The sequence below is a fragment of the Corallincola luteus genome (assembly GCF_004336975.1).
In the GTDB taxonomy this organism is placed as follows: domain Bacteria; phylum Pseudomonadota; class Gammaproteobacteria; order Enterobacterales; family Neiellaceae; genus Corallincola; species Corallincola holothuriorum.
Map to the genome: position 1 here is coordinate 137,879 of NZ_SJXE01000007.1, position 23,191 is coordinate 161,069.

Here is a 23,191-nt window from a genome sequence, read left to right on the forward strand (position 1 = left end):
CAACAAGCCATGCTATGACGTTTTTGGCGTTATGGGATGCTCTGTGACTTCATAAAGCTCTATGGGGAGCCCGTCAGGATCAGCGAAAAAGGTATAGCGCTTGCCGGTATATTCGTCGATTCGGATCGGCTCACTTTTTATGTCGTGATCACTTAGGTATGCCACCATCTCATTCATTGAGCTGACTGCAAATGCAAGGTGGCGTAAACCTTGTGCTTCGGGATAGCTTGGTCTCTCTGGTGCATCAGGAAAAGAGAATAGCTCGATCTGCGTACCATCTGGCAGGCCCAAGTCCAATTTGTATGAACGGCGCTCTGCACGATAGTTTTCTGCGATGATCTTTAAACCAAGTACTTCACAATAGAAATGTTTCGAGCGTGGGTAATCGGAGCAGATGATCGCTATATGATGAACGCCTTTAAGCATTTGCATTTCTCTCTATTCTGATTGGCGAAAAAAAAGCGCCAGATTGTCTCCTGGCGCTTTTAAAACAGAACTAACTGAACCTCTAGTTAACTCGCCGGTTGCGTGTCACTTGCTGGGGCTGCTACTTCTGCAGGTGTAGTTGCTTCTACCGCTGCACTTGTATCTACTTCTGTTGGCGTTGGCGGTTCACGATAGTCGTGAGGGCGTATCTGTACCAAAATCCCCACCAAAGGATGGTCAAAATAGTGCAATTCGCCACTACGTAATCGACGACTTTGGCTTAGGCGATACCTATAAAGGTAGCCCTCTGTGGGCTTTGTTGTTACCAGCGTGCCGCCAGCCTCAGGATCTTCCTGTTGGGTTAAAGGTAGAGTTTCTGCTGCCAAACTTTGCTCAAGGTTGTCGATGGCGAGTATCGGCTCAGGTGTCGCTAGCGGATCTGTCATTTCGAGGTTGTCAGCACTGCCATCGGTTGATGATGGATCCTCAATCAGCAACGGTAGTTCGCGTTCACCGGCAATGCGGTAGTCGAAATCGGCATCGATATAGAGGTAGTGTTCCAGATAGACGCGGAACAGCCCGTCTAGTTGCCACAATGGCAGGATTGGTGCGTCAGTAGATTCGACTTCCACTTGCGCAGCCATCGCTGCCGCTAGTTCCGTTTCTTGGGCAGCCAGCATCTCTGTAATGTTGGCTTGTACTTCTTCAGTGGTTAATGGCTGTGGCGCTGCAGGGGCATCGGCGTTAGCACTCGGTGCTGGGTTTTCCGATGCTGCGTTGTCACTGATAATGCACTCACCATCGATAGTCACTGTCCCAAAGGGACAGGGTGCTTGATTGGTTTTTGCTAGTTCAGGCTTATTGCGCAATGTACCATCAGCTAGAAATTGGTCAGTAAAGTCCTTACCAGCAAACAGATGCCATTTTGCGCTCTGCTTGCGTGGCACCATGGCTTGACGCCAACCGGTATGTAACATCATTTTGAACTCTGGTCGCCGTTCAATAACTTTACGCTGGGCGACTAATTGCAGCGATTGGTCATCAATCAGGTAGGGGGTGACATCAAAGTCTGGTAGCGCTGGGGCAACGACAATCTCGGGAACGTCTGTTTTAGCGTATGTAGCCGGTGCGGCATCCTCTAGCTCACTCGGTGGACAGGGCTGCGGGATCTGTTCGCTGTCGCTTAAAGGCGCCTTTGTTTCGCCTGCTACTTCTGGGGTACCTGCTTCAAGGCTGTCTGGTGTTGCTGCAGCGCCGTCCATAACGGGATCTGTTGTCAGCTGATCCGCTGGGATGCAGTAGCTGTCGTCGACAGGTACTACTTCCTCTGCGGGGAAAAGCAGTGCAGACAGCAGATCTGGTGCATTCCGAGTGTCGAGTTTATTGGCTTCTGAAGGCCAATGTTCATTAACGCTGTCGGCAGGCACGTTGCGGCTAAATAGGATCACTTCCACCTCGAACCAACGGGGTTCTTCCTCTTCGGCAACGACGCTGGCGGAGAAAAGTGGCCCTGCCATTAATACGGCTGGTGCTAATGCCAGCGTCAGGATCCGGTTTCGCTTCATCGAGCTCTGTCCTTTTTATGTTTTAAATCGCTGTGATTGCTGAATTCTGCCAGCATTTGCTCTACCAATACCAGTCGTTGTTCGCTGGTTTGTGAAGGTATGATAAATCTAAACTTGTCGGCACCTTCCAGCCTATATTGCGCAGGCTGTGTTTGGATGAGACGAATGATAAACGTTGGGTCGACACATGTCTTGCTAGCAAACTCAACAACACCGCCTTTTCCATGGGCGTCGATACGTTTAATGCCGAGTTTTTCCGCCAGCAAGCGCAGTTCGCTAATCTTGAATAGATTCTTGGCTGGTGTTGGCAGTAGGCCAAAACGATCGATCAGTTCGACCTGCAATTCATCTAGGGATTGTTGATCTCTGCAACCGGCGATGCGCTTGTAAAATGACAGGCGCAGATTTACTTCAAAAATGTAATCATCTGGCAGCAGAGCAGGGATCTTCAGTTCAATTTCAGTTTGCTTACCAAGATCATCTTCGAGGTTGATCGGTTCGCCGTTCTGCAGTGCATCAACGGCGTGCTCCAACATCTCCATATATAAACTGAAACCTATGGCCGTTATTTGCCCACTCTGATCTTCACCGAGCAGTTCGCCAGCACCGCGGATCTCGAGGTCGTGGGTCGCTAACGCAAAACCAGCACCGAGATCTTCAAGCTCCGCAATTGCTTCTAAGCGTTTCTGCGCATCTTTTGTCAATCGTTTCGGCGGTGGTGTGAGTAAATAGGCATAGGCTTGGTGATGAGAACGCCCGACACGACCTCTAAGCTGGTGCAGCTGAGCTAAGCCCAGCTTATCAGCCCGATCCATGATGATGGTATTCGCACTTGCTACGTCAATCCCCGTTTCTATGATGGTGGTACAAAGCAAGATGTTATAGCGCTGATGGTAGAAATCTGTCATTACCTGTTCGAGTTCACGCTCCCGCATCTGGCCATGGGCAACGGCGATGCGCGCTTCTGGCAACAGTTCGGTTAGCTCTTCCATGGTGCGTTCGATGGTGTCGACGCTGTTGTGAAGGAAGTAGACTTGGCCGCCGCGGAGTAGTTCGCGCATGACGGCTTCTCGGATCAGGTGGTTGTCCCGTTGCCGAACAAAGGTTTTCACTGCTAGTCGCCTGGCTGGCGGGGTGGCGATGATAGACAGATCTCGCATGCCACCGAGCGCCATATTTAGTGTCCGCGGGATCGGTGTGGCTGTTAATGTGAGGATATCAACGTCTGCACGCAGGGCCTTGATCTTTTCCTTTTGGCGAACGCCAAACCGGTGTTCTTCATCGACAATTAGCAAGCCTAGATCGTTAAATGGGATCTGTTGCTGCAGCAGCTTATGCGTCCCGATCACTATATCAACTTTACCTTCGCCCAGTTGGTCTAGCACTTGTTGAGTTTGCTTCGCTGTGCGGAAGCGGGAAAGTACTTCGATGCTAACAGCATGGCCAGCAAATCGATCGCGGAAGTTGTCGTAATGCTGTTGGGCGAGCAGCGTGGTTGGTACCAGAACGGCGACCTGTTTGCCATTGCTAACAGCGACATAAGCGGCGCGCATCGCTACCTCTGTCTTGCCGAAACCAACGTCGCCACAAACCAAGCGATCCATCGATTTTGCTGCTGACATATCGTTGATTACCGCGGCGATAGCGCTCTTCTGATCCACGGTTTCCTCAAATGGAAAACTTTCGGAGAATGCTTTGTAATCATTATCGAGATTGAAAGCGACCCCTGAGCGCGCGGCGCGATTGGCGTAAATTTGCAGTAACTCGGCGGCGACATCACGGATCTTTTCTGCGGCCTTACGCTTAATTCTGCCCCAGCTTTCGTTGCCCAATTTATGCAAGGGCGCGTTTTCTGGCTCCGCACCGCTGTATCGACCAATCATATTGAGTGAGGTGACTGGCACATAGAGCTTGGCGTTGCCGGCATACTCTAAGGTGACAAATTCACTGGTCATCCCGCCAGCTTCCAAGGTCTGTAGACCGGCGTAGCGACCAACGCCGTGATCCATGTGGACAACCGGCTGGCCAATTTGTAGCTCAGCCAGGTTTCTTATCAGCTGATCTGGTGACAATGCGCGGCTGGATTTCTGGCGCCGGCGCTGGCGAACGCGATTCCCGAATAGTTCGGTTTCGGTGATGATGGTGAGTGGCACCGATGCCAGTGTGACGCTGTGCTCAAACGGCGCGACCAAGATGCCATAAGCATCTTTACTGGCAACAAACGCCATTATTGATTGGATTTTATTTGGCCGTATGCCCGCTTTATGTAAAAGGTCTAACAGTGCTTCTTGGCGGCCTTCCGACTCAACGACAAACAGTACCTGTGCTGAATGCTCTTTCAGATAGTGCTTTAGGTGAGTGAGGGGCTCGGCATATTTGTGATTAACGGCGATGTCAGTTACCGCATTGGCCGCCAGATTAAAGCGGCCGACTTTACTCGGCTGAGAAGCGGTGGTCAGTTGTGCGCGAGGCCAACGTTTACACTCAGCAAACAGTTTTTCAACTGGCAGGAATAGTTGGTCCGGTTTAAGCAATGGCCTGAGTGGATCGATGCTGCGGTCGTCATAACGCAGCTGCACATCACGGGCAAAATGTTCGGCAGCAGCAACAAGATCCCCAACCTGCAACAGTTGCGCGCTTTCCGGCAGGTAGTCAAACAGGTTTCCTGTTTGTTCGAAAAACAGTGGTAAATAGTACTCAATGCCGGCTGGCATCAACTTCTTACTTACCTGCTGATACAGTGATTCTTTGGCGTTACTGACGGCAAACTGTTCACGAAACTGAGTGCGGAAACGTTCAATGGCAAACTCGTCCGTGGGGAACTCATGTCCCGGCAAAAGGTTTATCGCGTCGATCGGGGCTTCCGAACGCTGGCTTTCTGGGTCAAACGGCCGGATCGAATCGACTTCATCGTCAAAGAAATCGATACGGTAGGGCACAGTGCTGCCCATGGGGTAGAGATCCAAAATGGATCCTCGGACGCTGAATTCACCATGCTCCAACACCTGTTGTACGTGGTGGTAGCCGGAATAGGCGAGCTGCTCTTTAAGCTTGTCGAGGGGCAGGCTCTGTCCCTTATTCACAAACAAGGTGTGACCGCTTAAATAGCTAGGCGGTGCGGTTACCAAGCTCAAAGTGGCAACGGGTACGATTAAGGCCATCTGTGCATCAATCTGCTTGGCCTGCTGCAGCTTATACAGGGTTGATAAACGTTGTGAGATGATATCCTGATGTGGCGAAAAATTATCGTAAGGTAAGGTTTCCCAATCGGGAAACAGTAATACCTCAACCTCTTGCGCCAGCAATAGGTGAGCCAGCTCAGATTCCAAACGCAGGGCGGTCGGCGTATCCGCAGTGATGATCACACTGATCCCTGGATGACGGGACACCGCTTCCGCCAATGCGAGCGATTCAGCGGTTGAAAGCGCTTCGCCCCAAAGTTGGATATCCCCAGCTTTGCCGAGTGTTGGTGGATTAAGTAGGTTGAATTGGCTCAATGTACTCATGCGTCCCTAAAACGTTTAGTAAGATCTTGATAATCATCGATACGGCGATCGCGAAGGTAGGGCCAGATGCGGCGCACGGATTCACAACGTTCCATGTCGATAGTCGCGGTTAACAGCGTCTCCGTTTCCTTGGCATGAGCCAGAAACTCGCCCTGAGGGCCAGTGATAAAACTGTTGCCCCAGAACTGAATGCCTGGGTTGCTGTCAGCAGGATCCGGCTCATGGCCGATGCGGTTACAACTCAACACCGGCAAGCCATTGGCGATGGCGTGACCGCGTTGCACTGTGATCCAAGCATCTAACTGGCGCGCTTTTTCTGCGTCGTCGTCACGGGGATCCCAACCTATGGCGGTCGGATAGATAAGCAGTTCGGCACCGGCCATAGCCATCAGCCTAGCGCCTTCCGGAAACCACTGATCCCAGCACACCAATACGCCAAGGCGACCCACTGAGGTGTCGATGGGCTCAAAGCCAAGATCGCCAGGGGTGAAGTAAAATTTTTCATAGAACCCAGGGTCATCGGGGATATGCATTTTGCGATACTTACCGGCGATCGAGCCATCATTCTCTAGTACCACTGCGGTATTGTGGTAAAGGCCCGCGGCACGTTTTTCAAACAGCGACGCGACAATGACGATGTCTAGCTCTTTAGCTAGAACACCTAGGGCGTCAGTACTTGGGCCGGGTATGGTTTCTGCCAAATCAAAGTAATCAACATCTTCCTGCTGGCAAAAATAGCGACTGCGATGCAGTTCTTGCAGCACCACCAATTCGGCGCCGCCGGATTTAGCCTGACGGATCAGGTCGCAGGTGTGCTGCAGGTTGTCATTTAGATTGTCGCTACAGGCATGCTGAAGCAGGGCGACATTGAGAGTGCGTGACATAATCTTTGCTCCTTTGCTAGCGCCGTTAGGCGAGCGTGCCTTTTGGGATTTGCATAGTGAGACAGTGCAGGCTACCAAATTGCGCTATCACTGCTTGGCAATCGATGCCGATGATTTCACGCCCTGGGTACGCTTGCGCAATGACCGCAAGTGCCTGTTCATCGGCTGGATCGTCGTAAATAGGCACCAGCACCGCGCCATCTATAATCAGATAGTTTGCATAGGTGGCGGGCAAACGCTCGCCCTCACTACTGTATTTGGCTTGTGGCCATGGCAAGGGGAGTAAACGATAGTTAGCGCCGTGGCGGTTTCGTAGCGCGTTTAGTTCTAATTCCATTGCATGTAGTTCTGGGTAGTGTTCATCGTCTACCTTGTCACAGGCGACATACACCAGGGTGTCGTTGGGTGCAAAGCGTACCAGTGTATCGATATGACTATCGGTGTCATCACCTTCGAGCGCGCCGTGACTGAGCCAAAGGAAATGGTCGGCGTAGAGTAGTTCATTTAATCGCTGTTCTATCGCGGTTTGATCGAGCCCAGGGTTACGATTTGGATTGAGCAAGCACTGCTTTGTGAGCAACAGTGTACCATGGCCGTCCGTTTCGATACCGCCCCCTTCAAGCACCAAATCAATGTTGACTATGGCTGCCTTGAACAGCGCCTGATCGGCCAGTTGTTGATTGATCTGGTTGTCTAGCTCGCAGGGATATTTTCCGCCCCAACCGTTGAAGGTAAAGGAGAGTGGTTGCATCTGGTGGCCATCAAAAACAGTGATTGGACCATGATCCCGCGCCCAACTGTCATTACTTGTAGCGATCAGGATGCGTACACGGCTCATAACGACACCGGCATGGCTCAACAGTTTAGCGATATGCGCGCGCAGAGGCAGATCTCTGGCGACGATAATCAGGCGCTCAAAGCGGGTGATCGCTTTCGCCATATCAATATAGACGGGCTCGATATGCTCAAGCTGCGTAGCCCAATCTGTCTGGTCGTGGGGCCAGGTCAGCAATACCGCATCTTGAGGTGCCCACTCCGCGGGCAGATAAGCAGCGCGTTGGATCACCCATTGTCTCCTTTACGTTGTTCGGCGCGTTGTTTTAACAGCTTTGACTGAACATGCAAAGTTGCTCTGATCAGCATCTCGTGATCTTCTTCTCTGAGGGTGACAAATTTTGCACCAATTAGATGACTGTCAGCGTCCTGGTCACAACTGATCACTTCGGCATAGGCGAAGACGGCAGCAGCTTCATCGTGAAGAAATATTTTTACTTGGATTAATCGGCCAGCCACCAATGGCTGTGCTGATGTATAGCAAAACTCACTGGCACCAAAACTTACGGTGTGGTGGCGCAAATCAGGATCGTCTTGCATCGACAGCAGGTAGCCCATGATTACGTTGATTTTGCGTGCTTGTAGTTCAAGAAAATTAGATATCTCATCGGCGACGTCGCCCATGTTTCGTAACGCGCGCACGGTACCCTGATCCAAAGTGGAGACTTCAGAAGCCAAGCGGAATGGCTCTGGGATCTCGTCAATGAGCTGCTGCTGATCGGGGATCGGTGTCGCCTCCGGCATCACGATCACGTTGATAGGTAGTCGATAAGGTACAGAAAAATATTGATCAGTCATGGGCTATCGGTGCCACTTGCTTGTTATCTCTAGTGAATAGATCTTATTATCCCCCCTGTTTATGCATACATACAACTAAAGCGTCTACCGCAAAGGAACAGATGTTTCATCCTGCCAGCTTATTTATAGGTCTAAGATACAGCCGAGCCCGCAAAGGGCATGGGTTTATCTCCTTTATTAACTTTTTTTCTATCACCGGTGTGATGCTTGGTGTAGCCGCCTTAATTATCGTCACCTCAGTGATGAATGGGTTTGAGTCGGAACTGAAACGCCGTATTTTGGGCATAGTGCCTCAGGTGACCATCCAAGCTGAAGATGGCTCGCCAATCAAAGCGTGGCCAGATCTCATTGAACAGTCTTCGACGATTGCACATGTGAAAGGGGCGACGCCGTTTATTGCTAGCGAGGGGATGGCACAAAGCCGTAAAACCCTGCGCGGGGCGATGATTTATGGCGTATGGCCAGAGCAAGAAACGGCACTTTCCACCATCGGCAACCACATGATTTCAGGAGAACTTGGCTGGTTGAAAAGTGGTGAGTTTGGTGTGGTGATTGGACGTGGTATGGGCGCCAAACTGGGCGTCAATGTTGGTGATTCTATTCGTTTAATGGTTGCTGAGGGCAGTGTATTTACCCCGATGGGAAGAATGCCAAGTCAAAGGCGTTTCCGTGTGGTGGGTATGTATGAGGTTGGCGCCGATATCGATACTTTTGTCGTGTTGATCCATGGTGATGACGCTGCCCGTTTGACCCGCAAACCAATCGGTAGCGCCGAGGGGATCAGGTTATATCTGGATGATGCTTTTCTGGCTGACCAAACGGCGACCAAGTTAACTAGCCTATTACCAGCGAAATGGCAGGTGGATACCTGGAGCCGAAGTCAGGGGAAGTTATTTTCGGCGGTGAAAATGGAAAAGAATATGATGTGGTTGCTGCTGTCACTGATCATTGCCGTCGCGGCGTTTAATATCGTTTCTGCGTTGGTGATGCTGGTTGGTGAAAAACGCGCCGAGATCGCGATCCTTAAAACCTTGGGCTTAACCCCTGCTGGCGTGCAGACTGTTTTTCTTTTTCAGGGCATCTACAACGGTGTCGTTGGTACTTTGTTGGGGTTGATTATCGGCTCGGCGATTGTGTTGAACCTTGATGTGTTGACGCCGATATTAAATCTACCCCTGGTACCTGCGCCGGGCCTTGGCAATCGCTCAATGCCTGTTGAGTATCAAATTGAGCAAGTGGCCATGTTGGCTAGCGTCGCGGTGGCGCTTTGTATCGCGGCCGCTTTCTATCCCGCATGGCGGGCATCTAAGATCCAACCTGCGGAAGCATTAAGATATGAGTAAGCCGTTACTGGTCTGTGATTCGGTATCTAAGACCTATCAAGAAGGTAAGTTAACAACAGAGGTATTAAAAGGCGTTAGCTTGTCGGTCAATGAGGGTGAGATGTTGGCGATTGTCGGCTCTTCGGGCTCAGGCAAAAGCACCTTGTTACATCTGTTAGGGGCTTTGGATACACCGTCGGAGGGGAAGGTGATCCTTGATGGCGATGATATCTATCAAATGAGCGCCACCCAGCAGTGCCAACTTCGTAATAAAAAGCTCGGGTTTGTTTATCAATTTCATCACCTATTACCAGAGTTCAATGCCTTGGAAAATGTGGCGATGCCACTGTTGATCGGCGGTGTTTCAGGCAGCGATGCACGTAAAAGGGCAGCAAAAATGTTGGAGCGCGTCGGCTTATCGCACCGTGAGAAACATCGGCCGTCGGAACTGTCCGGTGGTGAACGTCAGCGCGTCGCTATTGCCCGAGCATTGGTGACTGAGCCACGCATTGTGTTGGCTGATGAACCGACGGGTAATCTCGATTCCAATACTGGTGAAGCAGTGTATCAGTTGATGTTGAGCCTAAATGAAACACTCGGTACCAGTTTTATCGTCGTGACCCATGATTTGGCGCTGGCAGGGCGGTTGCACCGTAAGATATCGCTGGTCAACGGTTTGCTTGAGGAGCCAGCACACTGATGCAGCATTTGGCACTTTGGATCGCATTCCGTTTTAGTCGCGCTCGGCAACGTAATCGGTTTATCTCTTTTATCTCAGCTTCCTCGACCTTTGGTATTGCGCTTGGGGTGATGGTGTTGATCACCTTACTTAGCGCTATGAATGGTTTTGAACAGGCACTTAAAGATCGTTTACTTTCGGTGGTTCCCCACGGTGAAGTGACTGCTGTGAGGGAGCCGATTGTCGATTGGAAATCACTATCGGCATCCGCGATAGCCGATCCCGCCGTGGTTGCCGCTGCGCCCTTCGTGAAGTTCAATGCGATGCTTGAACGAGGTGGCAAAATGAAGGCGATTGAATCTCGTGGCGTTGATCTCGATTATGAATTAGACGTGTCGGATATCGGCGCGTATTTGTTGCCTGAACCTGCAGACACCTTGGTTGATAATGAATTGTGGCTGGGTAAAACCATTGCGGATGAGCTGTCGCTTGCCGTCGGCGACAAGGTGATGATGCTGATCCCGACGCTTGATCCGCAGATGAGAATGAAGCCGCCAAAGCGTAAGATGTTTGTAGTGAAGCGCTTGATCCAGATGGGTGGTGAACTGGACGCGAGTGCCGCATTAATCTCTATTGATACCGCTGCAGAATTGAGCGGGTGGCAAGGTGGTGTGCAGGGGATCCGCTTTAAATTTGGCGATGTGATGGCTGCGCCCCGCTTGGTAAGGAACGCAGCCTATGAGATGGCGCATTACCTCTATATCAGTGACTGGACACGTACTCAAGGGCATCTATACAGCGATATCCAATTGGTCCGCGGGATCGTCTATATGGTGTTAACCTTGGTTATCGCTGTGGCCAGTTTTAATATCGTGTCGACGCTGGTGCTGGCGGTACAGGATAAGCAGTCAGAGATAGCGATCTTGAAAACTATGGGGACGACAGATGCTATGGTGATGAAGATCTTTATCTTACAGGGGCTATTTAACGGCGTGCTGGGAAGCCTGATTGGAGCGGGACTTGGTGTCTTGATAGCCAGTTCGTTAGGGCAAATTGCGCAGGGTGTAGAGCGGCTGTTAGGGCATAAACTACTGGACGCCGAGATCTACTTTATCGACTTTCTGCCGTCTTTGCTTAGTATCAGCGACGTCGTGTTTACAGTGATTGTTGCGATTGTTTTGTCTCTGCTGGCAACACTCTATCCGGCATGGAAAGCGAGTAAAATATTGCCAGCCAATGTGCTTGGACAATCAGTCTAACTGCGTCGCTGCCTGCGTTGGCGCAGGTGGCGAACTACCGAATAACGCCACAGTAATCTAATAGCAAAATAGCCTATTGCCCCAGACACCACACCACAGATCAAGCAGCCTAGAATAAATGGGTAACCTAGGTGAGCAAAACTGTCAGCTAAACCTTGCCAAGAGAGTTCAAAGCTAAACGCCTTTTCACTGCCTCCAGTGATCCATACACCCACCAGATAGGCGCTATAAAATAGCGGGGGCATAGTGATTGGATTGCTGATCCAAACCAATGCCACTGATAACGGCAGATTCACCCGGATAAAAATTGCGATAGCGGCGGCAGTCACCATCTGAAATGGGATCGGTAGAAATGCCACAAACAGACCTATGGCAAAAGCGCCAGCCGCAGAGCGTCGATTGAGATGAAACAGGTTCGGATCGTGCAGTAGGGTGCCGAACATCTGTAAGTACTTATGGCTTTTGATAGTTTCATGGCTGGGCATGAACCGCTTTAACGTCTTTTTTGGCATATAGTGTGTAAACCCAGTCTCAAATCTCTTATTAACAAAAGCTACTGTGCAATCAATTTTTATCGGATTTCTTATTGGCGCCATCACGGCTGCGCAATCACCTTGGGTGGTTGACCCCGTTTGGTTCAGTTGCAGTATTTTATTGCTGCCCTGGTGTCGTCAAAAGTGGTGTCGAACCTGCCTAGCTTTGCTCGCCGGTGCCACTTGGGTCTGTCTATTTAACGCCAATTACGCAGCTAATATTCTACCCGATGAATTAGCGGGGCAAGACATTACCACAACTAGTGAGATCATTTCATTACCACGGCGCATTGACGATGGTTGGCGTTTTATGGTTCGGCTAAAAGCGTACGAGTCGTCTGACAGTATAGGATATCCATTTGCACCGCCAATTTGGCAAGGAAAGGTCAAGCTAAATTGGTATCACACCGAGCTCACGCCAAAGCTTGGCGATGTTTGGCAGTGGCGGGTGCGCCTAAAGCCGCCTGTGGGCTTCGCCAATGACGCGGGGATGGACTATGAAAAATACCTGGTGAGTCAAGAGGTACACGCCGCAGGATATATTCGCGGCGAAATTCGACAGTTAACAACGGCTACAAACTATCGAGAGCAGCTACGTGCAAAAATTAATGCTCTCGTTCAATCGTTAAGCCATAAAGATCTGATATTAGCTTTGACGTTAGGTGATCGTAGTTTGATCTCTAGTGACCGCTGGCAGCTGCTTAGTGTAACTGGCACAAGCCATCTGATCGCGATATCAGGTTTACATATCGGACTGATTTTTCTCCTCGCTCATAAGTTGCTGACCGCCGTCATGGGCTGGGTGCCCTACCTATCTAATCGGATCACTGTAAAAGTACCACTGGTTATCTGCTTAGCTTTGTCGGTGAGCGGTATATACGCGCTGTTGTCAGGTTTTGCATTGCCAGCACAACGAGCATGGTTTGGGATAGCTATTTGGTGTGCTCTTTCTTGCTTGCATGTGCGGATCAGTCGCATGACTGGGCTACTGGCATTGATGGCGCTATTCGTTATTTTTTCACCCGCGGTGTTATATGGCGCGAGTTTTTGGTTGTCGTTCGGGGCTGTGGCCAACATCGCTTTGCTGCACTGGTGGTGGTGTCGCAGGGAAGGGCAGGCTATTTCACGCAAAATAGCTGAGTTACTGGTGATGCAATTGGGGCTCTCCGTGATGATGATGCCACTGACTTTGTTGCAGCTTGGCTTTGTTGCGCCTCTAACGCCAATAAGTAACCTGTTGGTTGTGCCACTAATTACATTTGTAGTTGTGCCTTTGTTGCTTGTTAGTGTGGTTATATTGCTGTTTTCCCCAGTGCTTGCGGGATCCATGTTTGTGTTTGTCGACCAGATTTTGGCTCTGTTTACATGGTGGTTGAATTGGCTCAGCTCTGGTGGCATTGGTACCTATATACTGCCCATCATCGTTGCTTGCTTACTGTTTTCTGCCGTAATACTTGTTGCTGTTAATCGCCGGCTTTGGCCATTAGCGCTTTGTCTGGCGAGCTCACCGTTATTGCTGGCATTAAGAACAGTAGATGCAAGCCGTTGGCAGATTGAGGTGTTTGATGTGGGGCAGGGACTGGCGGTGGTCATCCAGCAAGGGGATGACGTACTGCTTTATGATACGGGAAACCGATATAAAAGTGGCTTTGTTGTTGCGGAACATACAGTGGTGCCTTGGCTGATTCAGCACAACATTAGCCGATTAACCTACCTAGTATTAAGCCATGATGATACCGACCACGTTGGTGGGGCTGAAGCTGTTTTAAATAAGATGGATGTTGGTACTTTGATATCGCCAACGGTCGGGTCTCATCGCTCTCTGTCTAGCGAGCAACTAGAGCATGTCCGTTGCCAGGCCGGGCAATCACTATTTTTTAACGAGCTTGAGATAAACATGCTCAGCCCGTCTCTTCCTTTAACTCGTAACAAGAACGATCAAAGCTGCGTGTTACATATCTCTGATGGCCGCCATAGTTTAATGTTGACCGGTGACATTGAACGTTCAGCTGAGCTGGAAATGTTGCGTAATGGCGTGACTCTTCCCAGTAATGTCTTGCTGGCACCCCATCATGGTAGCGGCAGTTCCTCCTCTTTGGTTTGGTTGACTGCTGTTGCTCCCGATTATGCGGTGTTTAGTCGTGGCGCCTATAATCGCTATCGGTTTCCCGCGGAAGAAGTGAAAGAGCGTTATCATGCGTTATCAGTGGAAACACTCGATACAGCTTGTAGCGGTCAAATCAGTATTGAAGTGACAACTGAAGGGCTTAGTGTGGCGCATTATCGCCAAAGAACAGGCGTATTTAGCCATGCTAAGTGGTATCAACGTTTGTCCGGGTGCCGTAAGGCACGGTAGAATAACCTGTTTTTTCTAAGTGATGAGAACGCCATAGTGAGCGAAACTACGCAACAATCGAATTTTAAGCGCCTTATTTCCTATATGAAGCCCTATAAGCTGGGTTTCATCGCGGCCATTGTTGCGATGGTTGGTTACGCCGGTATCGATTCATTATTTATCTATTCCATTAAGCCATTAATTGATGAGGGCCTGACAAATAAAAACCCCGGGGTGCTGACCTACGCACCGATATTTGTGGTGGGTGCATTTTGTCTTCGTGGATTGTTTAACTTTGTTTCTACCTATTGCTTGTCGTGGGTAGGTAGCAACGTAGTGATGACGATGCGGCAATCACTATTCGATCATATGATGCGAATGCCTGTGCCCTATTTTGATTCGCAAACCACCGGTCAATTGATATCCAAGATCACCTATGACACCGAGCAGGTCGCAAATGCTGCGAGCAAGACCTTGGTAATCATCGTTAAAGAAGGTGCGTTTGTCGTCGGTATGCTGGCTTTGATGTTTTATCAGAGCTGGCAGTTGTCACTCATATTTTTACTTATCGGTCCGATCATCGCTGTGGTCGTGAGTTTCGTCAGTAAGCGGTTTCGGAAAATTAGTCGTCAGATCCAAAATGCGATGGGTAATATCACCACCTCCGCCGAGCAGATGCTAAATGGCCATAAAGTGGTGTTAACGTTTGGCGGACAAGCGATCGAGTCTGAGCGGTTTAGAAAGATCAGTAATAAAACCCGCCGCCAAAATATGAAAATGGTTGCTGCCAGTGCCATTAGCGTACCGGTGATTCAAATTATTGCCTCTTTCGCCTTAGCCACAGTGCTGTTTGTTGCAAGTTTTGACAGCATGATGGAAACCCTCACTCCTGGCACCTTTACCGTCATCATCACCTCCATGATCATGTTACTGCGGCCCTTGAAGCAGCTCACTTCGGTCAATAGTCAATTTCAAAAAGGGATGGCTGCTAGTGCCAGTATTTTTGCCGTTTTAGACGAAGAAGAGGAAACTGATAACGGCACGAAAGAGTTTGCAAGAGCGAAAGGTGACTTACGGATTAACAACGTCACATTCACCTATCAAGGCAAAGAAACACCCGCGTTAGAGAACATCAACCTCAGCATTGAACCCGGGCAGACGGTGGCATTGGTCGGGCGTTCCGGGAGCGGTAAGTCAACCATTACTAGTTTGCTGACTCGTTTCTATCCTTATCAGGATGGCACCATTACCCTTGATGGCATTGAGGTAAATGATTTTAAATTGGCCAATCTAAGAAGCCAGTTTGCTACCGTATCCCAGCACGTCACGCTGTTTGACGATACTATCGCTAACAATATTGCTTATGCCTGTGATGACAGTGTTACCCGGGAGCAAATAGAGGCAGCGGCTAAAAGTGCACACGTTTTAGAGTTCGCGCAATCTATGCCCGACGGCTTGGATACCCAAGTCGGTGAAAACGGCGTGATGTTATCTGGCGGTCAGCGCCAACGCATAGCGATAGCTCGCGCATTGCTGCGGGATGCACCTATTTTGATCCTCGATGAAGCGACTTCCGCCCTCGATACTGAGAGTGAGCGCCATATTCAGGGGGCTTTGGAGGCGCTACAGGCTAACCGCACCAGTCTGGTCATTGCCCATCGGCTTTCAACCATTCAGAACGCCGATAAGATCGTCGTACTTGATGGTGGTCGGATCATCGAACAGGGCACTCATGAGGTGTTGCTGGCGAAAGATGGTGCGTATGCTCAACTCCATAAAATGCAATTTGGTGATTAATGCTGTCACCACTTCCTAAAGCCTGGTACGACGGCAGCCTATGGCCCAAACTATTGGTTCCTTTTTCTGCGCTGTTCTACATGATAAGCCGATTACGGCGTTGGTTTATTTGCCGTTATCGCCAAGTCGAGCCAAAGGTTCCGGTGATAGTCGTTGGCAATATCAGTGTCGGAGGCACAGGCAAGACCCCACTGGTTATTTGGCTTTGTGAACACCTTACGGAAAAGGGCTATCGTGTCGGTGTTGTGTCGAGAGGATATGGTGGCAATGCGCCGACTTACCCATACCATTTGCAAGCCGATAGCCGAGCTGAAGAGGTTGGTGATGAGCCACTGCTGATTGCTCGCCGGACGGGCGTGCCAGTGGTCGTTGGTGCAGATCGGTTGGCAGCGATAGAATTGCTGCTGCACAGTGCAGACGTCGACCTGGTTATCAGTGATGATGGGCTTCAGCATTACCGTATGGGGCGGCACATTGAGATCGCTGTGATAGATGGTGACAGGCAATTGGGTAATGGTTTGTTGTTGCCTGCTGGCCCTTTACGGGAAACGTGTCGGCGTCTATCGGAAGTGGATTTTATTATTCAAAATGGTGGTGAGTTGGGTACCGAAGCAAAGGGGCGCTACCAGATGTTACTAGAACCTGATCCCCCCGCACCTGTTGACGGTGAAGCAGAGCTAGTACCAATCGAGCAGTTGGGCTCACTCGCTTTAGCGGCAGGCATAGGAAATCCACAAAGGTTTTTCTCATTGGTGACTCAGCTCGGCGGCAATGTAGTCAAAGAGACACCACTAGCAGATCACTGTGGATTCAATCCGCAATTGCTGCTTCAACTTCAGGGGGAGGCGGCTTGTTTGCTGGTCACTGAAAAGGACGCAGTTAAATGTCAAAGCAACGGTCACGTAAATTTGTGGTATTTACCCATCTCTGCGCAGCTACCAGATCATTTTTTGTCGCAGTTGTGCGATAGGATTAACCAGGAAGACAGAGTTAACCATGTTAAAAGATAAGAAATTATTAGAAATAATCGCTTGCCCTTGTTGTAAGGGAAAGCTGCTATTTACTCCAAACAAAGACGCGCTACTTTGCCGGTTTGATAAGCTGGTGTTTGCTATTGATGATGGCATACCCGTGTTGTTAGAAAGTGAGGCGCGCACCGCGACTGAAGCTGAGATGACGGGATAACATCAAACGTTGCCACAAGCTGCGTAATATATTCAGTTAGTCTTTAGCTATCTATTCAGTTGTTTTATAACTTCACAGCTTGCTTACCCTAACTATTCAGTCAATATCCGGCAAGTCAGTTGTCGGTATAGCACGGCGACTATCTGTTTATGAGTCATTTTTTAACCAATAGTAGACCGATGAGCCAAATCAAGGCATAGTGACGTAGATCACCTTTTTTGGTGTTCCTGAATAGGGCGTCGCAGGTTGCGGTTTTGCTATATCGATAGCAGAACAGCAAAGCTAGCTGTCAGATATTTATATTGTTTTAGGAATAAAATATGGTTGAAGCGATTACCGGAATGTTGTTAACGGTTGTGGGCGTAGTGGTATTGGCCAAACAAGTTGCATTAAGAAATCATTCCGGCAGGCGCTATTTTGACTCTCTGACGCGAGGGAAAATGCTGTGTTGGAAGAGTGAAGAGTTGATGCGTGTTCGCAGAAGCCTGCAGTATGGAAAGATTTTTATTGGTTTTCTAGCTTTCATACTGCTTTCGGTACTGTTGGGGGCAATTTCGGCCCATGTTATACCTTCTACGGCCTATGTTGTTTTAACTATTACTATTTGTATTCTCTGGGCGTCTCTACAATTTCCGGGTGAATTTAAGAAAGAATTTTTTTCCGGTAAGCCACTGTTGATGGTGTGCATTCTGTTGCCTTGGCCACTGCTATTGTTGGATTGGATGGTCGACCTTCATCCTGGAATGTTGTTCGGTTTTGTCAAGGACCTGCAGTTGTTTGGGGTGAGTGATCCAAATCGTTTTCAGCTTGCTTTTTATCTTTCTTGTTTGCTGACCTGCATTGTGTTTTGTTTGCGGATTATTATTTTGCTGGCGATGTCGTTGCCTGCTTTGGTGTTAGCCAACTGCTATCGCGTGCAGCAAAGAGTTCTGCATTGCTCCCATTGGTGTTGGCGTCGTAGCTCTGTGGCTGTTGTTGCTATTTTGGCTGGGGTCTACCTCAGTTGGATCGGTTAACCATCACTGGTTTTTTTAGACAAAAAAGGCAGCCGAAGCTGCCTTTTTTAATCTTTGAGCAAGACCAATCAACGTTCTTCTGTTGATTTGAATCCTTTATCTATTTCACCGATATATAGCTGGCGTGGACGGCCGATCTTCTGGCCTGCGTCACTCATCATTTCATTCCAGTGAGCTATCCAACCAACCGTGCGTGACAGCGCAAAAATTACTGTGAACATATTGGTCGGAATGCCAATCGCTTTCAAGATAATACCAGAGTAGAAATCTACGTTAGGGTAGAGTTTCTTCGAAACGAAGTATTCATCTTCCAGCGCGATCCGCTCAAGCTCCATCGCTACATCAAGCAGAGGATCTTTGATCTTTAACTTATCGAGAACTTCGTGACAGGTTTCGCGCATCACAGTTGCTCGTGGATCATGGTTCTTGTAAACACGGTGACCAAAGCCCATCAAGCGGAAAGAATCATCTTTATCCTTCGCGCGTTCGATAAACTCAGGAATGCGGTCAACATTACCGATCTCTTCAAGCATGTTGAGGCAAGCTTCATTGGCGCCACCATGAGCTGGGCCCCATAGAGAAGCAATACCTGCCGCGATACAAGCGAACGGATTAGCACCAGAGGAGCCGGCCAAGCGAACGGTCGATGTTGAAGCGTTCTGCTCGTGATCAGCATGCAGGGTAAATATTCGATCCATCGCTTTAGCAACGATAGGATCTGGTGTGTATTCTGCACACGGTGTAGCGAACATCATGTAAAGGAAATTCTCTGCGTAGCCGAGGTCATTTCTAGGGTACATGAATGGCTGACCGACATTGTACTTAAAGCACATTGCGGCGATTGTTGGCATTTTAGATATCAGTCGGTAGGCTGCGATCTCACGATGACGTTCATTGGTGATGTCCAATGAGTCGTGATAGAAGGCTGACATGGTACCAACCATGCCACACATGATAGCCATCGGGTGCGCATCTCGGCGGAAGCCCTGCAAGCATCGTGTGAGTTGTTCATTCAGCATCGTGTGTTCGGAAACAATACGGCTAAATTCTGCATATTGCGTTGCATTGGGCAATTCGCCGTACAACAGCAGATAGCATACTTCGAGATAGCTAGCGTTGTTCGCTAAATCGTCGATAGCATAACCGCGGTGTTGCAGGATGCCCTTACTACCGTTGATGAAGGTGATCGTAGACTCGCACGATGCGGTCGAAAGAAAACCTGGGTCAAATGTGAAATAACCATATTTGCCGAGGGTTCTGATATCTATTACGTCATGGCCCGCGGTACCGGAAAGCACGGGGAGTTCTATCTCCTGGCCACCGACGTGAAGAACTGCTTTCTTCTCCGTCATTTCAGGATTCTCCTTATTGGAATTGTATGATGCTCCCAAAATTAAGCGCAGTATTATTAACCGCTGCATAGGGCAGCTGTCAATTATCTATGCATTAAATCCCGTCTTGGATGCATAATTTATCATTTTTACAAGTTAGTACCTGATTACAACATCTCTTGAAACAAAGATCTATTTCAGAGGTGAATAGAATTCTCCCTGATACAAATCAAAATTTAAAGAATTGTAATAAAAAAATGTCGTGGATATACTGCCCACACTACGCCCTCAAACGTAGGCAGAATGCGGCTTTGGCGCGCCAAAATGGTGCTTTTCAAACAACTGTTTGTCTAAAATGTGATCCGCATATCATTTTTGGGGTAATAACTTTATATCCCGAAAGTAATATGATGGTTAGGGCGTAAAAAAATACGACATTAAAAAAATAAATAGAGGCTCTTAAGGGCCGAGTGAGTCGGATGTGAAAAAACAAAGACCCGTTAATTTAGACCTAGCAACAATTCGCTTTCCAGCGACGGCCATTGCGTCGATATTGCACCGCGTCAGTGGCGTCATTATGTTTGTTGCAATTGCTATTCTACTTTGGCTACTAAATATTTCTCTTACCTCAGAATCCGGATTTAATGAAGTAAAGGCGATGATTGATGGCTGGTTTGTTGGTTTTGTCCTGTGGGGCATCCTGACAGCGCTGGCATATCACTTTGTCGGTGGCATTCGTCACTTATTACAGGATCTTGGATATTTTGAAGAACTCGAAAGTGGTATTCGCTCTGCCCATGTAGGTTTTGCGCTCACCGCTGTTCTGTCTGTTTTGGCGGGGGTATGGGTATGGTAACTAATGCTGCTATGTTAGGCCGAAGTGGCGTGCATGACTTTGTCTTGTTACGTGCGTCGGCGATTGTTTTAGCTCTCTATTCAATTTTTATTGTCGGTTTTGCTCTTTTTACACCAGAGATGACCTACGGCGTATGGCACGGCTTGTTCAGCACATTAGCCATGAAGGTTTTCACTTTTCTCGCATTAATCGGTCTGCTTGTGCACTGCTGGATCGGAATGTGGCAAGTGTTAACTGATTACATAAAGTGCTCGGCGCTGCGTGCCGCATTACAGTTCTTCATTAATTTAACTGCAGTTGCTTACGTCGCCGCAGGTCTGTTTATTCTCTGGGGGGTCAAGTGAGCATTCCAACATTTGAATTCGATGCCGTCGTCATCGGCGCCGGTGGTGCCGGTATGCGCGCCGCACTGCAAATTTCTGAAGAGGGCAAGTCTTGCGCTTTACTCTCCAAAGTCTTTCCTACTCGTTCACATACGGTCTCTGCTCAAGGTGGCATCACCGTTGCGTTGGGTAATGCCCACGATGACGATTGGCAATGGCATATGTATGACACGGTAAAAGGTTCCGATTATATCGGTGATCAGGACGCCATTGAGTACATGTGTAAAACCGGCCCAGAGGCGATCATTGAATTAGAAAAGATGGGACTGCCTTTTTCTCGCTTTGAAAATGGTCGTATTTATCAACGCCCATTCGGTGGCCAATCAAAAGCATTTGGGGGCGAACAGGCCGCACGCACGGCCGCTGCCGCTGACCGAACTGGTCATGCTTTATTGCACCTCCTTTATCAACAGAACATTAAGAACAAGACCAAGGTGTTTAGTGAGTGGTACGCACTGGATTTGGTTAAGAATCAAGATGGGCACATTGTTGGTTGTACCGCCATTGATATCGATTCAGGACAGGTTGTCTATTTCAAAAGTAAGGCGACGGTATTAGCCACTGGTGGTGCTGGTCGGATTTATGCTTCAACCACTAATGCGCATATTAATACTGGTGATGGCGTTGGTATGGCTCTGCGTGCCGGGGTTCCGGTTCAAGATATGGAGATGTGGCAGTTTCATCCCACAGGTATCGCTGGCGCGGGTGTGTTGGTGACTGAAGGGTGTCGCGGTGAAGGTGGCTATCTACTAAATAAAGATGGCGAACGCTTTATGGAACGCTATGCGCCAAATGCCAAAGATTTGGCTGGCCGTGACGTTGTTGCGCGTTCGATTATGACGGAGATCCGAGAAGGGCGCGGTTGCGATGGCCCTTGGGGCCCGCATGCTAAATTGAAACTCGACCATTTGGGCGAAGAGGTACTTGAGTCCCGTTTGCCTGGCATTTGCGAGTTATCACGCACCTTTGCCCATGTTGATCCCGTGAAAGAGCCGATCCCAGTGATCCCAACCTGTCATTACATGATGGGTGGTATACCTACTCAGGTGAGTGGCCAGGCGATCACTGTCGATGCGCAGGGTAACGAGAAGCCTGTAGTTGGTTTGTTCGCTGTCGGCGAGATCGCTTGCGTATCGGTTCATGGGGCAAACCGCCTTGGTGGCAATTCACTATTGGATTTGGTGGTGTTTGGTCGTGCGGCAGGTAAACACTTGGGTGAAGCGCTTGATGCCATGAGCGAATCCCGTGATGCCTCTGAGTCAGACTTGGAAGCCAGCTTAGCGCGTATGAATCGCTGGAACAGCACCCAGCAGGGTGAAGATCCGGTGCAAATTCGTAAAGACCTACAGCAATGTATGCAGTTGAATTTCTCAGTGTTCAGGGAAGGCAACGCGATGGCTGAAGGCATGAAAGAGTTGGGTGAGATACGCGAGCGTTTAGCTAATGCGCGACTTGATGATACGAGCCAGCAGTTCAACACCCAGCGAATTGAATGCATGGAGTTGGATAACTTGATGGAAACAGCTTACGCCACAGCTAAATCTGCCAATTTCAGAACGGAAAGCCGTGGCGCACATAGCCGTGAAGATTATCTTGAACGAGATGATGGTAACTGGCTGTGCCACACCCTCTATATGCCTGAGTCAGAAGAGATGCTTAAGCGAGATGTCAATATGACGCCTAAGCTGCGTGATGCGTTTCCGCCAAAAGCTCGTACATACTAAGGGAGTATCGCAGTAATGAAAGTCGTATTTTCGCTATACCGTTACAACCCGGACGTAGATAACGCGCCAAGCATGAAGGATTACACACTTGAAGTGCCTGAAGGCTCAGACATGATGGTGTTGGACGCTTTGATCTTGCTGAAGGAGCAAGATCCGACATTGGCATTTAGACGGAGCTGTCGTGAAGGCGTTTGCGGTTCCGACGGTGTCAATATGAATGGTAAGAACGGCTTAGCTTGTATTACCCCACTGTCAGATCTGTTAGTCGGCGGCAAAGTGATTCTTCGGCCGCTACCAGGATTGCCTGTTGTTCGTGATCTGGTGGTTGATATGGCTCAGTTCTATGAAAACTATGAACGTATCAAACCGTACCTGATTAACGATGGTAAACAGCCGCCAGCACGCGAACACCTGCAGAGCCCGGAAGAGCGTGCCAAGCTCGATGGCTTATATGAATGTATTCTCTGTGCATGTTGTTCAACGTCATGCCCATCGTTCTGGTGGAATCCCGATAAATTTGTCGGTCCAGCAGGTTTGTTACAGGCGTATCGCTTCCTTGCTGATAGTCGTGACACTGCCACAGATGAACGTCTGTCAGAATTAGACGATGCATTTAGTGTATTTCGTTGCCATGGCATTATGAATTGTGTCAGTGTCTGTCCTAAGGGATTAAACCCAACGAAAGCTATCGGCCATATTAAGTCGATGCTTTTACAGCGGGCTGTTTAGTAGTTAAGACGTCAGGCATTTGTGCTTGG

At 49.1% G+C, this 23,191-nt stretch carries 20 protein-coding genes; 12 read left to right on the forward strand and 8 right to left on the reverse strand.

Annotation, left to right across the window (positions count from 1 at the left end):
• Positions 1–12: 12 nt before the first annotated feature.
• From gloA2 to EZV61_RS14080, 6 genes are all read right to left on the reverse strand, one after another.
• Entirely contained in the window at positions 13–426 is a 414-nt protein-coding gene (gene gloA2, locus EZV61_RS14055) for an SMU1112c/YaeR family gloxylase I-like metalloprotein (protein WP_114336848.1), read from the reverse strand.
• An 86-nt stretch (positions 427–512) separates the two neighbouring features.
• A complete protein-coding gene (locus EZV61_RS14060) occupies positions 513–1,991 on the reverse strand; it encodes a CsiV family protein (RefSeq protein ID WP_131416363.1) in 1,479 nt (492 codons plus the stop codon).
• Positions 1,988–5,497: a transcription-repair coupling factor gene (mfd, locus tag EZV61_RS14065; protein WP_131416365.1), complete on the reverse strand. Its 3,510-nt coding sequence runs from the start codon at positions 5,495–5,497 to the stop codon at positions 1,988–1,990. Before mfd ends, EZV61_RS14060 begins: the two co-directional genes overlap by 4 nt.
• Positions 5,494–6,381 carry a carbon-nitrogen hydrolase gene (locus EZV61_RS14070; protein WP_114336486.1) on the reverse strand — a complete coding sequence of 296 codons (888 nt, stop codon included), beginning with the start codon at positions 6,379–6,381 and terminating at the stop codon, positions 5,494–5,496. The genes mfd and EZV61_RS14070 overlap by 4 nt, the downstream gene beginning before the upstream one ends.
• A gap of 25 nt (positions 6,382–6,406) precedes the next feature.
• Positions 6,407–7,447, reverse strand: coding sequence for an agmatine deiminase family protein (locus EZV61_RS14075; RefSeq protein WP_131416367.1), 1,041 nt, complete (start codon positions 7,445–7,447; stop codon positions 6,407–6,409).
• Positions 7,444–8,013 carry a PilZ domain-containing protein gene (locus EZV61_RS14080; protein ID WP_114336488.1) on the reverse strand — a complete coding sequence of 190 codons (570 nt, stop codon included), beginning with the start codon at positions 8,011–8,013 and terminating at the stop codon, positions 7,444–7,446. Before EZV61_RS14080 ends, EZV61_RS14075 begins: the two co-directional genes overlap by 4 nt.
• Positions 8,014–8,114: 101 nt before the next feature.
• Between EZV61_RS14080 and EZV61_RS14085 the strand changes: the two genes are divergently transcribed.
• From EZV61_RS14085 to lolE, 3 genes are read left to right on the forward strand one after another with little or no spacing between them, the layout of a single operon-like run.
• Entirely contained in the window at positions 8,115–9,356 is a 1,242-nt protein-coding gene (locus tag EZV61_RS14085; protein ID WP_114336489.1) for a lipoprotein-releasing ABC transporter permease subunit, read from the forward strand.
• A complete protein-coding gene (lolD, locus tag EZV61_RS14090) occupies positions 9,349–10,035 on the forward strand; it encodes a lipoprotein-releasing ABC transporter ATP-binding protein LolD (protein WP_114336490.1) in 687 nt (228 codons plus the stop codon). The genes EZV61_RS14085 and lolD overlap by 8 nt, the downstream gene beginning before the upstream one ends.
• On the forward strand, positions 10,035–11,273 hold the full coding sequence (gene lolE, locus EZV61_RS14095; RefSeq protein ID WP_338068549.1) for a lipoprotein-releasing ABC transporter permease subunit LolE: 1,239 nt from the start codon (positions 10,035–10,037) through the stop codon (positions 11,271–11,273). The genes lolD and lolE overlap by 1 nt, the downstream gene beginning before the upstream one ends.
• Here the strand turns inward: lolE and EZV61_RS14100 are convergent.
• Positions 11,270–11,785: a DUF2062 domain-containing protein gene (locus tag EZV61_RS14100; protein WP_114336492.1), complete on the reverse strand. Its 516-nt coding sequence runs from the start codon at positions 11,783–11,785 to the stop codon at positions 11,270–11,272. The genes lolE and EZV61_RS14100 overlap by 4 nt on opposite strands.
• A gap of 46 nt (positions 11,786–11,831) precedes the next feature.
• On the opposite strand from EZV61_RS14100, the gene EZV61_RS14105 reads away from it, so the two are divergent.
• The 5 genes from EZV61_RS14105 to EZV61_RS14125 all read left to right on the forward strand — a co-directional run bounded on the left by EZV61_RS14105 (position 11,832) and on the right by EZV61_RS14125 (position 18,139).
• On the forward strand, positions 11,832–14,162 hold the full coding sequence (locus EZV61_RS14105; protein WP_131416370.1) for a DNA internalization-related competence protein ComEC/Rec2: 2,331 nt from the start codon (positions 11,832–11,834) through the stop codon (positions 14,160–14,162).
• A 33-nt stretch (positions 14,163–14,195) separates the two neighbouring features.
• On the forward strand, positions 14,196–15,938 hold the full coding sequence (gene msbA / locus EZV61_RS14110) for a lipid A ABC transporter ATP-binding protein/permease MsbA (RefSeq protein ID WP_131416372.1): 1,743 nt from the start codon (positions 14,196–14,198) through the stop codon (positions 15,936–15,938).
• The gene (gene lpxK, locus EZV61_RS14115) at positions 15,938–16,948 is read left to right on the forward strand and encodes a tetraacyldisaccharide 4'-kinase (protein WP_131416374.1); all 1,011 of its coding nucleotides are present in this window, start codon (positions 15,938–15,940) and stop codon (positions 16,946–16,948) included. Before msbA ends, lpxK begins: the two co-directional genes overlap by 1 nt.
• Entirely contained in the window at positions 16,935–17,123 is a 189-nt protein-coding gene (locus tag EZV61_RS14120; RefSeq protein WP_131416376.1) for a Trm112 family protein, read from the forward strand. Before lpxK ends, EZV61_RS14120 begins: the two co-directional genes overlap by 14 nt.
• Before the next feature lie 320 nt (positions 17,124–17,443).
• The gene (locus tag EZV61_RS14125) at positions 17,444–18,139 is read left to right on the forward strand and encodes a hypothetical protein (protein WP_114336497.1); all 696 of its coding nucleotides are present in this window, start codon (positions 17,444–17,446) and stop codon (positions 18,137–18,139) included.
• 68 nt (positions 18,140–18,207) lie between these two features.
• Here the strand turns inward: EZV61_RS14125 and EZV61_RS14130 are convergent, their stop codons facing one another.
• Positions 18,208–19,491: a citrate synthase gene (locus tag EZV61_RS14130; protein ID WP_114336498.1), complete on the reverse strand. Its 1,284-nt coding sequence runs from the start codon at positions 19,489–19,491 to the stop codon at positions 18,208–18,210.
• Positions 19,492–19,951: 460 nt separating this feature from the next.
• On the opposite strand from EZV61_RS14130, the gene sdhC reads away from it, so the two are divergent.
• The 4 genes from sdhC to EZV61_RS14150 are packed head-to-tail and all read left to right on the forward strand — an operon-like array spanning position 19,952 to position 23,162.
• On the forward strand, positions 19,952–20,326 hold the full coding sequence (gene sdhC / locus EZV61_RS14135) for a succinate dehydrogenase cytochrome b556 subunit (protein WP_114336499.1): 375 nt from the start codon (positions 19,952–19,954) through the stop codon (positions 20,324–20,326).
• Positions 20,320–20,670, forward strand: a complete 351-nt coding sequence (gene sdhD / locus EZV61_RS14140) for a succinate dehydrogenase, hydrophobic membrane anchor protein (protein ID WP_114336849.1) — start codon at positions 20,320–20,322, stop codon at positions 20,668–20,670. The genes sdhC and sdhD overlap by 7 nt, the downstream gene beginning before the upstream one ends.
• A complete protein-coding gene (sdhA, locus tag EZV61_RS14145) occupies positions 20,667–22,433 on the forward strand; it encodes a succinate dehydrogenase flavoprotein subunit (protein WP_130565666.1) in 1,767 nt (588 codons plus the stop codon). The genes sdhD and sdhA overlap by 4 nt, the downstream gene beginning before the upstream one ends.
• A gap of 15 nt (positions 22,434–22,448) precedes the next feature.
• On the forward strand, positions 22,449–23,162 hold the full coding sequence (locus EZV61_RS14150) for a succinate dehydrogenase iron-sulfur subunit (RefSeq protein ID WP_114336501.1): 714 nt from the start codon (positions 22,449–22,451) through the stop codon (positions 23,160–23,162).
• The last annotated feature ends 29 nt before the right edge of the window (positions 23,163–23,191 follow it).